The organism is Bacteroidales bacterium, assembly GCA_026418905.1.
Taxonomy (GTDB): domain Bacteria; phylum Bacteroidota; class Bacteroidia; order Bacteroidales; family DTU049; genus JAOAAK01.
Genome location: JAOAAK010000037.1, coordinates 1 through 15917, shown reverse-complemented (window position 1 = coordinate 15917; position 15917 = coordinate 1). Strand labels below are relative to the sequence as shown.

Below are 15917 nucleotides of genomic sequence, written 5' to 3'. Positions count from 1 at the left end.
AATAAATTCTACAAACAACAACTGAAGTCGTACTTATTTTATGCTCAAAATGATTTCGAATTAAATATTCTTGATTTAGAAAAAATCAAGTTTTGGGCAATACTTTTAAAAAGCGAATGTTTTCTTTAAAATCATTAAAGAATGTGTAATTCATATTCAATGAGCATAAATAATCTTTTAGTTTTTTGACGAACATAGGGTTAACTTCGAAGTAAAACTCTGATGTTAAAGGGGAGAACTTGTAAAGTATGGTTTTGTAATATATGATGGGATCATGGCTCGGAACAAACAATGCATGCTCAGGTTCAAAGTTAAGAACTTGTTGAGTCATGTTTTCTCTTTCGGATGGGTGAACGTACGGGGGATTGCTAATGACAAGAATTCTTTCGTCGGAACTGAAATAAGAAATGGGTTCCCAGTCAAAAATATCTAGTTGTAAAATTTCAATTTGCAGTTGATGCTTTATGGCGTTGATTTGGGTTACTTCAATGCTTGTCGGATCGATGTCGATAGCTATGACTCTTTTTTGAGGAAAAACATGTTTGAGAGCAAGAGCAATACATCCACTACCTGTTCCAATGTCAATAGCCACATCAAATGTTGGTTTTTGTTTAATGATGATGTGAAGAAGTTCTTCGGTTTCCGGCCGTGGAATCAAAACTCCCGGCTTTACCCATAGAGATAAACCGCAAAATTCTTGTTCATTAGTGATGTATTGAATTGGCATTCCGTTTTTTAATTTCGATATGTCTTCGTTAAGAATGGCAAGATTTAAATTGATTTCATGATCTGGGATTGCAAACATTTCATAGGGTTTGCAATGCAAATGATGAGCAAGAAGTCTTAGTGCTACAGCACGGGCTTCTTTTATATCGCCGTTGTAAGTTGGAAGAATTTGGTTAATTATTTTAGTTAAAAGCTCGTTAATTTTCATAAAATTTTCCAAAATTACTTCATTTTAGACGAGGATAAATTTTATATTTGAAAAAAATGAAACGGATTTTTTTTATCTTTCTCTTGTTTGTAATAATTCTTAATGCTCAGTTGTTACAACCTTTTGTAAAACATATTCCTATGCGAGATGGGAAATGGTTGGCGGCAGATTGTTATGTGCAAGATACGTCGGGAACAATAAAATACCCAACTATACTTATTCAAACTCCGTATAATCGGCTGTTGTTCAGATTTGGGTTACCACTAGGTATTGGAATCAATTTAGACGGATGCCCATATGCTTTTGTTATTGTAGATTGGCGAGGTTTTTATGGATCAGCAGCAGCTGCTGTTCCTAATCCCGATCGAGGAAAAGACGGCTATGACGTCATCGAATGGATAGTCAACCAGCCGTGGAGTAACGGTAAAGTTGGAACGTGGGGGCCGTCGGCGTTGGGTAAAATTCAATATCTTACTGCCAAAGAGAATCATCCAAATCATATTTGTGCAGTACCTTTAGTGGCTGCTCCACAAAGTCTTTATCTAGAATATTTTCCAGGTGGCGTCTATCGGAAAGAATACGTCGATCAACTGGACGCTCTAGGGTTTGGTTTATCATCTACCCTGCTTACACATCCTTATTATGACACGTATTGGCAATTAGCAGAATGGTTGACATTTTATCCGCAAAATATTCGAATTCCCATGTTTTTGATTGGTGGTTGGTTTGATCATAATATTCAGTTGATGTTGGATTTTTTTGCCGCATTACAGACTCAGAGTGAAGTACAAGTGAGGTATAAACATAAATTCTTGATTGGTCCATGGGTACATGGGGGTCATGGGACATCTCAAGTAGGAACGCCCCAACAAGGCGAATTGACTTTTCCACAAGCAGTCGGTTGGGGTGACTCACTTGCTTTACGTTTCTTTGATTACTATTTGCGTGGGATTAATAATAATTGGGAAAATGAACCCCCCTTGCGTTTTTTTATACCTGGAAAAAATATTTGGGAGAGCACAACTTCATGGCAAACCACAATACAAAATCAAACATCTATTACTCTTTATTTGCTCAAAGAAGGAAGATTATCTGATGAACCCCCTACTTATCATCATGATACTATACAGTTTGTTTATGATCCACGAAATCCTTCTCCAACGGTGGGTGGTATGACATTGAGGAATGACCTTCTTCAAGGACCATATGATCAGTCTCAACAAGTTGAATCTCGCAATGATATTGTCGTTTTTACTAGCGACGATTTTAGCATTCCGGTGACCGTAACTGGAAAGATTAAAGTGATTTTATGGGTTTCATCTGATGTCTTGGATACGGATTTTGCTTTACGACTTACTGATGTTTATCCCGATGGAAGATCTATTCTTGTTCGTGAACAAATCCAGAGAATGCGCTTTAGGAAAGGGTATTCTCAATCGGACGAATTATTTATGCAGGATGATTCTATTTATCGGATTGAAATGAATTTCTATGACATCTCTTATACATTTTTGCCACAACATAAATTGCGTCTCTCAATAACTTCTTCGAATTATCCAAGATTTGACATAAATTTGAATAACGGTGGACCAATGTATACATCTGGGGATACTTTGGTTGCACGTAATGCAATACATGTTGGTCAATACTATCCAAGTTCTGTGGTTTTGCCAGTTGATCAATATCCATTGAGGATTAACGATCAAGTTAAAGAATCATGGATAGAATCTTTTGTTTCATCCGATGGCAAGTGGTTAATAGTTAAACTAAATAAAAATGAATTTGTTTTCTTAACTATTTATGACATTCAGGGTAGAATAATATGGCATGGTCCGATCGATCGTCAAGTTTCTGTGTATACAGGAAATTGGAAAAATGGTGTGTACTACATTCAGGCTCAATCTCTTCATGAGTTAAATGTGGAACCTATCATGATCGTACGTTAAAGATGGTATCAACGAGTTTAAATTTATACCAGTGTCTAGATTGTGCGGAAAAATTATCAGTTCTTAAAAGAATAGTATTTTTGTTTAAAGCTTTCAAATGGTCAACAACTGTAAGGTGAAGGTCGGTGTAATAATTCCTTTTTTAAATATGCTTTTCTTTCTATCATGTACATCAAATTTGAGTAACGATCAGCAGATTTCCGTTGATGACGTAAGGATAGATTGTAAAGCTTTGAATGTTAGAATTATAGACTCTTCATTGAAATCATCTCAAACCTTTCTAATCGTGCCTCCATTGGATTCTTTTTCTTTAGCATTAGATTCATTTTTTTATGCTCTTGAACATGATACAGATCAGGTCATTCGCATAGGTCATTGGGGCGATTCTCAGATTGAAGGAGATCGCCTTACCAATTCTATTCGTAAAAAGATGCAAAATCTTTTCAAGGGAAAAGGATTGGGTTTCGTACCCGTGGTGGATGTTACCAATCCAGTTTCATTTTCACGTGTTGCTAGCGACAACTGGATGAGGTATACTTTTTTTCAGCATCGATTGAAAACTTCTTCTTATGGGCCAGGCGGAGTATCATTCAAACCTATGAGTTACACAGTCATACTTGACAGTGCATCATTTTTCAAAGATACCGTTTCTGCCAGAGAGAAACTGTCTAAAACTTATACCAATGCTTATGTTCAGATCAACATTCCTCAACCTTATGATAAGGGAACACTTTGGTATGGTCAAGCAAGTTCTCCTTGCACTGTTCACGGATATGCTGGTGGAAAAAGTTTTCAGGTCATCCTTCAAGGAAAAGAGGATTTTAATGAATTAGTTTTGCCCATTTCTCCTTCAACTACTTTCATAAAATTAATTTTTCCTTTAAATACACCTTTGATTTACGGATTAAGTTTTGAATCAAATAAGGGAGTTATCATAGATAACTTTGGAGTTCGGGGTCATAGTGGAGATGGATGGTTGCTTCTATCGAAGAGTATCATGAATAAGTATGTTAAACGAAAACAAGTTCGGCTTTTAATCCTTCAATACGGAGCCAATGTGGTTCCTTATTTGCGTAAAAAAGAGGATATTGTCGTGATGGGTAAGATGTATGAAAAAATATTTTCTCATATAAGAAGTTTTTTTCCAACTTTACCTGTGATATTTTTCGGTCCCGGAAATATGCCTCCTCGTCATGGACTTATGTCGCATCCATACTTGAATCAATTTAACGAAGAACTAAAAAAATTGGCCTTAAAATATCATTTTGCATATTTTGACACGTATCAATTGATGGGAGGCGAAAATAGTTTAAAACCATGGATCGAAAAAGGATTGTTGTCAAAAGACGGGCATTTTACTGATAAAGGGCGCGAAGAAATCGCTAAAGCTTTCACCGATGCTATCATGCACGAATATCATAATTATCTTTTGAGGTTATTACACCATGAAAAGTAAAAATTTTTTTATCTTTTTATCTTATTTCATACTTTGTCAAGGCCAAGACTTATTGGAGAATCCGTCTTACATTGCCGGATGGATAAATTATGAAAAGACATATCCTTTTATTTGTTATAGCAAAAATGTGATTGAATGGTATCATCCAGATGCTATTTTCCCTTTTTTTGAAAAATTAAAAAATGCCGATAATGATAAGGTTGTCATTTTACACATTGGTGATTCACATGTTCAGAGCGATGTTTTTACAGGTGTAATTCGTGACAGGCTTCAAGAAATTTTTGGTTATGGTGGGAGGGGCTATGTTTTTCCCTACAAAGCAGCAAAAACTAATTCCGCGTATGATTATACATCTATCGTCGAAGGAGAATGGATGTATACAAGAAATGTAGAAATGCAACCTCGGTTTCCTTTGAGTTTTTCCGGTATTACGTGCAAAACCACAGACAGTACGGCTGGCTTTGCGATTGTATTTCGCAAAAAATTTCAGACTCTGCGAAATGGTTTCAATCGTATTAGAATTTTTTGCAATACTTCCCGCGAAAGTATGGATCTTTTATTGAGAACTTCATCAGAAATGGAATGGATTGAAACAGAAATATCTCAAAATGCAACTTTACCTTACATTTGTCTTGATTTGCCAGCTCAGAGTTATGACACTTTGTTTTTCAAAGTTAAAAAGAACAAACCAGAACAGAAATTTTTTGAATTGTATGCCATCATCATCGAATCCACAAACGATAAAGGCATACTATACATCAGTACAGGCATTAACGGTGCAGGAATATCAAGTCTTCTCAAACAGAATCTTGCCATTGAGCACCTTAAATATTTAAAGCCCGATTTAGTTATTATAGATGTAGGGATTAATGATATTTACCGAACTGCATTTCATGAAAACTTTATTCTAATGAATCTTTTAAAGTTGATTCAGGAGATACGAACTAATTTACCCACGACGTCTATGATTTTAGTAAGTCCTCAGAATGTTATGTATAGAAACATCAACATACCCAACTGCAAATTATATAGTGCATTAATACGAAGAATAGCCGAGAAAGAAAAAGTAGCTTTGTATGATTATTTTACCGTTGCTGGCGGGGATTATTCTATGAAAAACTGGTATGCTTTTAACCTTGCTCAGCGAGACAAGAAGCATTTAACCTTTGAGGGATATGTGCGTCGTGGTGAACTTTTTATTAATGCCATTCTCAATGCGTATAGAGTTTATTTATTAAAAAAACCTTTTTCCTATACCCAGGATTTTTTTGAAAATGACACCTTAAGGGTCGATACTTTGGTGGGATGTAAGAAAAATATTGTAAATGCTCAGAACGCATACACCCAATCATCGAAAAAAGATAATTCATCTCAGGCTAATGAAATAATATATGTCGTACAGAAAGGAGACAACCTTTCATCTATTGCTTCAAAATATGGGGTAAGTGTAGCAGATATTCAACGATGGAATAACCTTCAGGGAACTAGCATATATCCAGGTCAAAAATTAAAAATTCACTCTAATTCAAAAACTCAAGCAACTGTTTCAACTGCTTTCAATTCTCCAAAAAATATTACTCATGTTGTCAAAGAAGGAGAATCTCTCTGGAGTATTGCTCGTAAGTACAATACCACCGTTGAAAAGATAAAAAAAGATAATCAACTAAGTTCTGACAAGATTCAGCCTGGTCAAAAGCTTATCATTAAATAAAGCATAAAAGATTGATTTTCAATATTAATGATCTTTTAGCGACAGTATCGAGTGAAAACAAGTTTTTTTTTAAAAGATTCTGATAATTAAATTTTAATGTTTTGATTTGAAAGTATAGAAAAAAATATCTCTAAAAAAATCCTTATTTTTGAAGAAAAATTTACAAATTAATAGAAGAGTTATTAACAAAAGTGGCAATTTATCAACAATGAATGTGAATTTCAGATGTAAATTATTGCAAAACCATTATTCCATCTTATATTTGTGTATTAAATCTTAAAAAAGTATTGATATGAACAAGACAGAATTAATTGATGCCATTGCAAAAGAAGCAAAAATCACAAAAGTTGAAGCCAAGAAAGCCCTGGAAGCTTTCATGGAAGTTACCAAAGCCACTTTGAAAAAAGGAGACAAAATTGCTTTGGTTGGTTTTGGTACATTTTCCGTAGTTAAGAGAAGTGCTCGTGAAGGAATCAATCCTCAGACTGGCAAAAAAATGAAAATTCCTGCAAAGAAAGTTGTAAAGTTCAAAGCAGGGTCAGAACTATCCAAGAATGTTAAATGAATTTAAGGTTGCGAAAGCAACCTTTTTTTGATTAACCTAAAAAACAAAATATATGAATAAGGAACAATTAATTGATGCAATGGCAGCTCAGGCAAAAATGACAAAAGTTAAAACAAAAGCTGCCTTGGACGCATTGATTAAAGCAGTAAAAAAGAGCCTTTCTAAGGGCGATGATGTAGTGATTCCTGGTTGGGGATCATGGAAGATTAAAAAACTAGCTGCAAGAAAAGGCAAGAACCCTAGAACAGGTGAAGTTATTCAAATTCCTGCTAAAAAAGTTGTGCGTTTCAAAGCTGGGTCGGACATGGCTGATAAAATCAAGTAAAGAAAAAGAAAACTTGTTATTTTTGAGCCGCTTAGGCGGCTTTTTTTATTTATGGAAAAATATCTCATTGTTGGTCTGGGAAATCCCGAAGAGGAATACGCTGGTACACGGCATAATATAGGTTTTGATATTGTAAATCAGTTAGTTAAGAAACACGATGCAACATTTCATGCTTCACGATTAGCTAAGATTGCAAATTTTGCTTTTCGTGGTAAGCTAGTTTATGTTATTAAGCCATCTACTTACATGAATTTAAGTGGGAAGGCAGTTCGGTACTGGATGGAGCAAGTAAAACCCAACGATTTTATGGTTATATGTGATGATATTTCTCTTCCCTTGGGAAAGATTCGTTTGAGAAAAAAAGGAGGTGCTGGTGGACATAATGGATTGGAAAGCGTCATTGAATGGCTTGGAAGCGAGGAATTTAATAGGCTTAGATTTGGAATAGGGAAAAATTTTGAGCGTGGGAGGCAGGTAGATTATGTTTTAGGAAAATGGAATGAGGAAGAACTGAAAAAACTTGACGAACGTATCTTGATTGCTGTTGAATCGATCGAAGCCTGGATGTTATCAGGTATGGACTTTGCAATGAATCATTACAACAATTATTAACTTTTTTTGTTTTTTTTAATAAAACAATATAATTTTGTACAATCTTTTTCATGCAGTAGTAGCTCAGTTGGTAGAGCATAACCTTGCCAAGGTTAGGGCCGCGGGTTCGAGTCCCGTCTACTGCTCAACATAATACGGGCCTTGGTGGTGGAAGTGGTAGACACGCAGGACTTAAAATCCTGTGGCCAATTAAATGGCCGTGCGGGTTCAAGTCCCGCCCAGGGTACGGGCGCTTAGCTCAGCTGGTTCAGAGCGCCTGCCTTACAAGCAGGAGGTCAATGGTTCGAGTCCGTTAGCGCCCACTTGTATTCGTGAAGTTTTATTTATAAGGTTCAATTAAAATTTCTTTCATTTTTTTAAGTTTGTAAAAATTTTTTTCTGTGATCAGTGTAGAAGAAATAGTATTGAGAATAGTATTAAGCTTTATAGCAGGTTTGATAATTGGTTTTGAGCGAGGACGTCATAGAGAACTTATCAGTATGCGTCCACATGCTCTCATCTCTCTTGGATCCGGTTTGTTAATGTTGATATCGATGTATGTTCCATGGGTATTTGGTATGGATAATCATTTTGATCCTTCTCGAATAGCAGCACAAGTTGTTTCTGGCGTTGGATTTATAGGAGCTGGAGCTATTATAAAATTGGGTGTAAATGTCAAGGGTTTAACTACTGCTTCAACCATTTGGGTTGCTTCTGCAATAGGTTTGGCTATTGGCGCTGGTTATTATTTAGCCGCATTTATTGCTTTGTTAGTTGTATTATTTATACTACTTTTTATTGATTCGATTGAAAAAATTCTTTTTCAGGAAAAAATTTTTAAAGAGTTACTGATTGAGTATGAAGGCAATTTTAAGAATAAAGAAAAACTTCATGCCATTTTAAAATCGCGTAAAATTCAGTTCTTCACGGTGAATTTTAAAAAAAACTTCCAAACTGGAACTTCGATAATTATTTTCAACGTAACCATCCCTTCTTTGCTGGATGTAGAAAATTTAATCGAAAATATAACTTCTTTATTCCAAGAGGAAGGTTTAATCGTTCATGAAATATCACTTCAAAATTTGAATTAATGGCAACTTTGTTATGGGATGAAGTGTTCAAGATCATCTTGCAGCAAGGATTTATCGATGCAGGATGGAACGTTTGTGAAAAAGTTGATAATGATGTAGAAAAACAATATAAAAACTGGTTAAATGCAGGGTTTCATGCTGATATGCAATATTTGGGAAAGAATGTTGAAAAGCGATTTAATCCAGGTTTGTTAGTAGATGGAACTCAATCTATTATTACCATGTTATTTCCATGGCCTGTCCAGGAACCTATTCAAGGAAGGATTAAAATCTCTGGTTATGCTCTAGGAATTGATTATCATTTTTATTTAAGAGAAAAAGCCTTGCCAATTCTCAAACTGATTGAAAGAAAAACAGGTAAGAATGCTTATTTTTTTACTGATAGCGCTCCCATTATGGATCGCTATTGGGCATGGAAAGCCGGATTGGGTTTTATTGGGAAAAATGGTCAATTAATACATCCTGCGCATGGGTCTAAAATATTTATATCCCATATTTTTACCTCTGCAAAGATCGAGGGCAAGAAAAGAGAGGTAATTAATAATGCATGTGGTAAATGTAAACGTTGCATGGATGCATGCCCTACAAAAGCCATCGTGCTTCCTTCAATAATTGATAGTAATAAATGTATTGCTTACTGGACAATAGAAGCAAAAAAAGTTGACATTCCAGATCATATTTTAAAAAAGGGGGATGGTTGGATTTTCGGCTGCGACATTTGTACGAATGTTTGTCCCTATAATCATAAAAAAAAGTTAATTTCTTGGGAAAATAATGAAATATACAACTTGTTTCGTAACAAAATGTTTTATGAGTTAATGTCGAGAAAAAAATTTACTCCTATGAATAGAGTTTCTGCTGAAAAAATAATGAAGCTTTTAAATTATTATACAAGATAATGTTAATGATTTAAAAGCAATGAGTTTAAAAAAAAAGGGGACTTGTAATCCCCTCTTATATTCTCCTTTATTGAATAAATGTTATTTTAATGTAATGTTAAACGCATCAGCCATCTCTTTCTGAGTCTTTTTAACTTCTTCATAATATTTTCCTTCCGTATTGTCAATTTTTTCGAGAAGTGAATCAAAATATTCCTCTGCAGATTGATCATCTCCAGAATTGAATAAAAGTGTAATTACCTCAACGTATTCTTTTTCTGCTAGTTTAATAAATTCGTTGATCATATTGATGGTTGCATCTCTGAATGCTTTAACTTTTTCATCATCTGGACATTCTAAACCTTCTACTTCTTTTTTCTTCTCAATTAAAAAATCTCTGTAATTGTTGAGTTCCATTTTACAAGTACTTTCAGTAACGTCTTCTTTTTTAAATACGTCTAATAAATTTGAATGCTTTCCATCTATTTCATTTATAATATCAACTATCTTGTCGTTGTATTTCACGACTTCATCAGTGGTTGGACCACAACCGCTTAAAATTAAAATACTTGCTAAAATTGAAATAAGTTTGTTTCTCATACGTATAAATTTTAGCAAAAATAAAAAATTTTTTTAAAAACAAAATTTTTTATTAAAAAATTAAAAAAAAATATAATCAAAGAATGAAAAAAAAGACAAATATTTTTTATTCAAAATAGAAATATTCCTGTGTTTTCTATATTTGTAAACATAAAAAAATGATCCTAAATATTAATCAAACAATTTGTGCCCCATCAACTCCACCTGGTTTTGGTGCTATAGGGGTGATCAGAATGAGTGGTGATAAAACATTAGAAATTCTTCAGAAAGTTTTCACTCCACATTATTATTCATTTCATGATTATCCAAAAGCAAGGCATTTATACGTCGGATATTTTTACGATAAGGAAGAACTAATTGATGAAATACAAATGGTGTACTACAAAGCACCAGGATCTTATACAGGAGAAGATATGGCAGAATTTTTTCATCACGGTTCTCCTTTTATTCAAAAGAAAATTCTTGAAATCCTTATATCAAATGGAGTCCGACTTGCCAAACCTGGTGAATTTACTTTTCGCGCATTCCTCAATCAAAAAATGGATTTGTTAAAAGCTGAAAGTATAAATGACCTTGTATTTGCTGAACACGAAGCTTCACATAAATTGGCCATCAATCAAATGCGTGGTTTTTTTACGATGCGCATCCAGGCTTTACGCCAAAAACTGATCGATTTAACAGCATTGCTTGAATTAGAGATAGACTTTTCTGAAGAAGATGTTGAGTTTGCTGATAGGAATACACTTATTAATATTGCACTTGAAATAATAAGCGAAAGTCAACAATTGCTGGATACTTTTCGCATGGGTAATGTGCTAAAAAATGGTATCCCCGTAGCTATCGTAGGAAAGCCAAATGTGGGTAAGTCTACATTACTTAATCGTATTTTAGGTGAAGATCGGGCTATAGTTAGTGATCTCCCCGGTACCACTCGTGATTATATCGAAGATGTCATTTACGTAAGGGGTTTACCACTGAGATTTATCGATACGGCTGGTATTAGGGGAGATGCCGAGCATGTAGAACATCTTGGTATTATAAAAACTTATGAAAAGGCTCGTGAAGCTGAAGTTATACTTCTGATGTTAGAACCTTCAGATGTTTCTGTGGAATACATTCAAGAGCAAATTTCGCTTTTACAAAATCATGTAAAAGATTTTAATGAAAAAAAATTAATTTTTGTACTTAATAAAATTGATTTGCTAGATGAATTTCCCTCTCATTGGAAGACAATTATGGACAGAGATATAGTATTCATCTCAGCCAAACGTAATGAAAACATTAATTTGTTGTTAGATAAAATAGTTTCATACTATGAAATCCAGCCTCAAGCAATTCCAGATGTGGTTCTAACAAACTTGCGTCATTTTGAGGCATTTACATGCATTATCAAACAACTTGAGGAAGCCATAGAGCTTTTAAGGAAAAATGCATCTCAAGATCTTGTATCCCAAGCTTGTCGGATTGCTATCCAGGAATTAGGACAAATTACAGGTGAGATTACAAATGAAGACATATTAGATTCTATATTTAGTCGATTTTGTATTGGAAAATAGGCATTTATTGAAACATTCAATAGGGGTATACGATAAATGATTATTTTAATTTCTCGAACAACTCAGGCAAACGTTTCAATAAGGCAAGTTCTTTCATTTTTTCAACAGCTTCACGGACAGGACTACCAAAATAAGTTTTTCCGCCTTCTAATGATTTAGAAACGCCGGATTGACCGAGGACTACAGCACCTTTGCCTATGGTCAGATCTTTCTGGACACCTACTTGTCCCCACAAAATTACATCATCTTCAATGGTGACAACACCAGCTATTCCCACTTGTGATGAAATGAGGCAGTTTTTACCAATAATCGTATCGTGGCCTACTTGAATATGATTATCCATCTTAGTTCCTTTTCCAATAATAGTATCTCCGGAAACACCTCTATCGATAGTGCAACAGGAACCAATCTCAACGTCATCTTCGATGATGACTCTCCCACAACCTACCAACTTATCGTAATGAGTTGGCCTCCGTTTAAAGTAAAAAGCCTCTCCACCAATAACAGTTCCACTGTTGATGATTACATTGTTACCGATGATGGTGTCCGAATGTATAGTCACATGAGCATATATAATGCAGTTTTTCCCAATTTTAACATTGTGTCCAATAAAAACAAAAGGCTCAATAATGGTCCCTTCACCAATTTCCGCTGTAGGACTAATGGCGGATTCTGAGGGAATAAAAGGTTTAAAGTATCTAACTAATTTTACGTAATCACTAAAAGGATCATTGCTTAGCAACAAAACTTTACCAACTGGGGGATCAAATGGCTGATTGATAATAATGACACTAGCTTTTGATTGTAATACTTTGTTGTAATATTTGGGATGATCTACAAAAGTAATATCTCCCTCCTCAACATTGTGAATTTCATTTATTCCTGTGACCAACGTCTGGGCATCTCCTAAAATTTTGATGTTTGGATTTTGGATAATATCCACCAATTGTTTAACTGTATATGGCTTACTCAGTTTCATGAGGTTATTCTTTTACTCTTTCTCCATATTCACCTGTACGTGTATCAACTTTAATCTTATCTCCTACATTTACAAAAAGAGGAACTTGAATCGTAGCTCCGGTTTCAAGTGTAGCAGGCTTCATAGCATTTGTTGCAGTATCACCTTTTAGGCCAGGTTCAGAATATACTACTTCAAGTACAACGTAAGCGGGTAATTCGCAGTTAATGGGTGTTTCAGTTTCTGCGTGAAACATAATTTCGACTTCTTGTCCTTCTTTTAAAAATTGAGGAGCATTAATCAAATGTTCTTCTAAAGAAATTTGCTCGTACGTTTCACTATGCATAAAAAAGTATGTGGTTCCTTCCTTATATAAGAATTGATATGGTCTACGTTCAACACGTTGTATATTAATTTTAGCCCCAGATGGAAAAGTGTTTTGTATGATTTTACCACTCATGAGACTTTTTAATTTGGTTCTGACGAAAGCATTACCACGGGCAGGTTTAACATGTTGGAATTCTACCACGACATATAAATCGCCATTGAGTTCAATACAAACACCATTTTTAATATCAGCAGTTGTTGCCATGATTTCTTTTTAAACTCTCTGTGCAAAAGTAAAAATAATATTTTATTTGATGACATTTGTGTTTTATTTAAAGTTTAATAACTGCCTTATAAAATCAGATATTAAGTGTTTTTGCTTATTAATTTTTTCTATATTTTATATAAACTTTATATTATAAAAATAGTCCAAATGATATAAGAGTAAAGGAATTCACTCGTAAGAGTTAAAATACATGAGCCATGAAAAAAAGAAATTTTATTTTGAGGATGGGGGTAATGACAGGGTGGCTAATGTTTTTTTTCATGCTGATATTTCATACTCATCCTGTCATTGCACAATCTGGTTCATGCGGACCAAACACCCCCTTTTTTTTGGTCGATCTCTCTTCTTCTCCGGGGGGTACGTGGGTTTCCCCTAACGTTAGTCGAAGAGATCTTTGCTGTGGAACTACTGCACCTGACAGGTGTATTGAGTTTGAAATACGCCTGCACCCTCAAACTATTGCAGTGAATTTCGAAATTGCGTCCGGCGCTGTTCCTCCAGGAGCTCTTTTTTATCAAATCAACTGTGGTCCTCAGATTCCTGTGGGACAACCTATTTGCTTGAATGGTCCGGGTCCATATACTCTTACTTTCTGTAAGCCCGGAAACAATCCAAACACTTATGCTATTCGTGCAATTCCTTCTCCTCAGGTGTCTCCTCCAACTATTGCCAGTCAAAATTGCCCAGCTCAACTTTGGGTTCAAGGACTTAATCCAAACACTATTCGCTGGCGAGATATCACCAGTGGTACAGGTATATATGATGCTTTTTTAAGCTGTACTAATTGCGCCAATCCCATTGTAACTCCATCGTTAAATCCACCACCTTTTGTTGATTATGAAGTATGTGGAACAGTAGCAGCACCGAATTGTGCGGGTGTGATTAATTTTTGTGATACAGTAAGGGTTACTATGTTTCAACCACTGGACGCAACTATTAATCCTAATCCTGTGGTTATTTGTCAAGGCACTCCTGGCAGATTAGTGAATGCATCTGCAACAGGGGGATGGGGAAATTTAACCTATAGATGGTACAATAGCAGTTGGAATCAGGTAGGAACTGGGACTCAATGGATGGCAACAACTGCTGGTAATTACTATTTGGTTGTATCTGATGAAGCACCAAATTGTCCCGACGATACCGTTCCTTTTACCGTTCAAGTTTTACCTCCGCCTACTTTAACCATTACACCACGTATGCCAGGAGTATGCCAGGGAGGTTCTGTTGTTCTTAGAGTAACTGGTGCCAGTTATTATGAATGGTCTCCTTCAACAGGTTTAAGTCAAGTGATAGGTTCAACTGTTATAGCCTCACCTTCAGCAACCACAACCTATACTGTTACTGGTACAGATCAAAATGGGTGTACCAATACTACTACTGTTACTGTTAGAATTTTCCCACTTCCTCAAGTAGATGCTGGACCAGATCAAACCATTTGTCAGGGTCAATCTGCTCAATTACAAGGTAGTGGGGCCTGGTTATACAATTGGCGTCCTGCAGCTACACTTAATAATCCTAATATTTCTAATCCCATTGCTACACCTTCTGTAACGACCACATATTATCTAACAGGTTATTCCTTAGGCGATAATGTTATTTTTAATGGTGATTTCGAACAAGGTAATGTAGGCTTTACTACGGATTACCAATACAATATAAATTTAATTCCTGAGGGTAATTACTACGTTACTAATAATCCAAGAAATACTCATCCGAATTTTGCTCAATGTCAAGATCACACACCAGCTCCAGGTAACTTAATGATGGTCATCAATGGTGCTCCAGTTGCTAACCAACGTGTATGGTGTCAAACGGTTCAAGTAACACCCAATACCGATTATGCATTTTCTACATGGGTTACAAGTGTTCATCCGTTGAACCCTGCTGTTTTGCAATTTTATGTAAATGGATCATTGTTAGGTACGCCTTTTACAGCTAGCAACGTAGTGTGCAATTGGCAACAATTTTATCAAATCTGGAACAGTGGTAACAATACTTCCGTTGAAATTTGCATTATAAACCAAAATACCATTAGAAATGGGAATGACTTTGCTTTAGACGACATCTCTTTTGCTCCATTGTGTTCTAATGTTGATTCTGTAACAGTTTATGTCAATCCTATTCCTCAGATTAATGTTCCTACAGTTACCATATGTGAAGGTGAAACAGCACAATTGTTGGCGAATTCTAATGTTCCAAATACCACATTTACATGGAATACAGGTTATATTGGAAATCCTCTTTCAGTTTCCCCTCCTACAACTACTAATTATACTGTAACAGGAACAGCTAACAATTGTTCTAATACAGCAACTGGTAGAGTAATAGTTAATCCTAGACCTATTTTGAGTGTTAATGCAAGTCAATCCGTGATTTGCGCAGGATCTCAAGTGACACTTACCGCTTCATCCAATATAGCTGGTACGGTATTTAGTTGGTCGACTGGGAATGTAGGTTCTTCGATTACTGTTTCGCCGACTACTACTACGACTTATACGGTGACTGGTACGACGCCGAATCAGTGTACTAGTACGGCGCAGATTACCATTATTGTGAATCCTGTTCCAAATATAACATTGAGTAGTGGTTCTCCTGTAATTTGTCAAGGGCAAACTACTACGATTAGTGCTTCGTCGGATATCCCCGTTGTTTATCAATGGAGTACAGGACAAGGGAATGTGAACGGGATAACT

14 protein-coding genes and 3 tRNA genes are annotated in these 15917 nt (G+C 35.4%); 13 read left to right on the top strand and 4 right to left on the bottom strand.

From position 1 onward, the window contains the following. Positions 1–85 precede the first annotated feature (85 nt). Entirely contained in the window at positions 86–934 is an 849-nt protein-coding gene (locus N2Z72_07510) for a peptide chain release factor N(5)-glutamine methyltransferase (protein MCX7697520.1), read from the bottom strand. 56 nt (positions 935–990) lie between these two features. On the opposite strand from N2Z72_07510, the gene N2Z72_07505 reads away from it, so the two are divergent. The 11 genes from N2Z72_07505 (at position 991) to queG (ending at position 9518) form a co-directional block, all read left to right on the top strand. Beyond that, positions 991–2880: a CocE/NonD family hydrolase gene (locus N2Z72_07505; protein ID MCX7697519.1), complete on the top strand. Its 1890-nt coding sequence runs from the start codon at positions 991–993 to the stop codon at positions 2878–2880. A 178-nt stretch (positions 2881–3058) separates the two neighbouring features. Continuing rightward, positions 3059–4336: a hypothetical protein gene (locus N2Z72_07500; GenBank protein MCX7697518.1), complete on the top strand. Its 1278-nt coding sequence runs from the start codon at positions 3059–3061 to the stop codon at positions 4334–4336. Further along, positions 4326–6047 (top strand): LysM peptidoglycan-binding domain-containing protein, encoded by a 1722-nt coding sequence (locus N2Z72_07495; protein ID MCX7697517.1) that lies wholly within the window; start codon positions 4326–4328, stop codon positions 6045–6047. The genes N2Z72_07500 and N2Z72_07495 overlap by 11 nt, the downstream gene beginning before the upstream one ends. A 292-nt stretch (positions 6048–6339) precedes the next feature. Next, on the top strand, positions 6340–6612 hold the full coding sequence (locus N2Z72_07490; GenBank protein MCX7697516.1) for an HU family DNA-binding protein: 273 nt from the start codon (positions 6340–6342) through the stop codon (positions 6610–6612). A gap of 52 nt (positions 6613–6664) precedes the next feature. Next, positions 6665–6937, top strand: coding sequence for an HU family DNA-binding protein (locus N2Z72_07485; protein MCX7697515.1), 273 nt, complete (start codon positions 6665–6667; stop codon positions 6935–6937). 51 nt (positions 6938–6988) lie between these two features. Next, on the top strand, positions 6989–7549 hold the full coding sequence (gene pth / locus N2Z72_07480) for an aminoacyl-tRNA hydrolase (protein ID MCX7697514.1): 561 nt from the start codon (positions 6989–6991) through the stop codon (positions 7547–7549). Positions 7550–7601: 52 nt separating this feature from the next. Continuing rightward, a tRNA-Gly gene (locus N2Z72_07475) sits at positions 7602–7674 on the top strand. 13 nt (positions 7675–7687) lie between these two features. After that, a tRNA-Leu gene (locus N2Z72_07470) sits at positions 7688–7775 on the top strand. Position 7776: 1 nt separating this feature from the next. Then, positions 7777–7851, top strand: a tRNA-Val gene (locus N2Z72_07465). 78 nt (positions 7852–7929) lie between these two features. Beyond that, complete coding sequence (locus N2Z72_07460) at positions 7930–8619, top strand: MgtC/SapB family protein (GenBank protein ID MCX7697513.1); 690 nt, start codon at positions 7930–7932, stop codon at positions 8617–8619. After that, the gene (gene queG, locus N2Z72_07455; GenBank protein ID MCX7697512.1) at positions 8619–9518 is read left to right on the top strand and encodes a tRNA epoxyqueuosine(34) reductase QueG; all 900 of its coding nucleotides are present in this window, start codon (positions 8619–8621) and stop codon (positions 9516–9518) included. Before N2Z72_07460 ends, queG begins: the two co-directional genes overlap by 1 nt. Before the next feature lie 81 nt (positions 9519–9599). On the opposite strand, the gene N2Z72_07450 is transcribed toward queG, so the two are convergent. Beyond that, entirely contained in the window at positions 9600–10097 is a 498-nt protein-coding gene (locus N2Z72_07450; GenBank protein MCX7697511.1) for a hypothetical protein, read from the bottom strand. A 158-nt stretch (positions 10098–10255) separates the two neighbouring features. On the opposite strand from N2Z72_07450, the gene mnmE reads away from it, so the two are divergent. Further along, the gene (gene mnmE / locus N2Z72_07445) at positions 10256–11653 is read left to right on the top strand and encodes a tRNA uridine-5-carboxymethylaminomethyl(34) synthesis GTPase MnmE (protein ID MCX7697510.1); all 1398 of its coding nucleotides are present in this window, start codon (positions 10256–10258) and stop codon (positions 11651–11653) included. A gap of 40 nt (positions 11654–11693) precedes the next feature. On the opposite strand, the gene N2Z72_07440 is transcribed toward mnmE, so the two are convergent. After that, positions 11694–12632, bottom strand: coding sequence for a UDP-3-O-(3-hydroxymyristoyl)glucosamine N-acyltransferase (locus N2Z72_07440; protein MCX7697509.1), 939 nt, complete (start codon positions 12630–12632; stop codon positions 11694–11696). Between the two features lie 4 nt (positions 12633–12636). Then, the gene (efp, locus tag N2Z72_07435; protein ID MCX7697508.1) at positions 12637–13203 is read right to left on the bottom strand and encodes an elongation factor P; all 567 of its coding nucleotides are present in this window, start codon (positions 13201–13203) and stop codon (positions 12637–12639) included. Between the two features lie 218 nt (positions 13204–13421). Between efp and N2Z72_07430 the strand changes: the two genes are divergently transcribed. Further along, positions 13422–15917, top strand: a 2496-nt coding sequence (locus N2Z72_07430) for a hypothetical protein (GenBank protein MCX7697507.1), incomplete at its 3' end; no start/stop codon positions are given.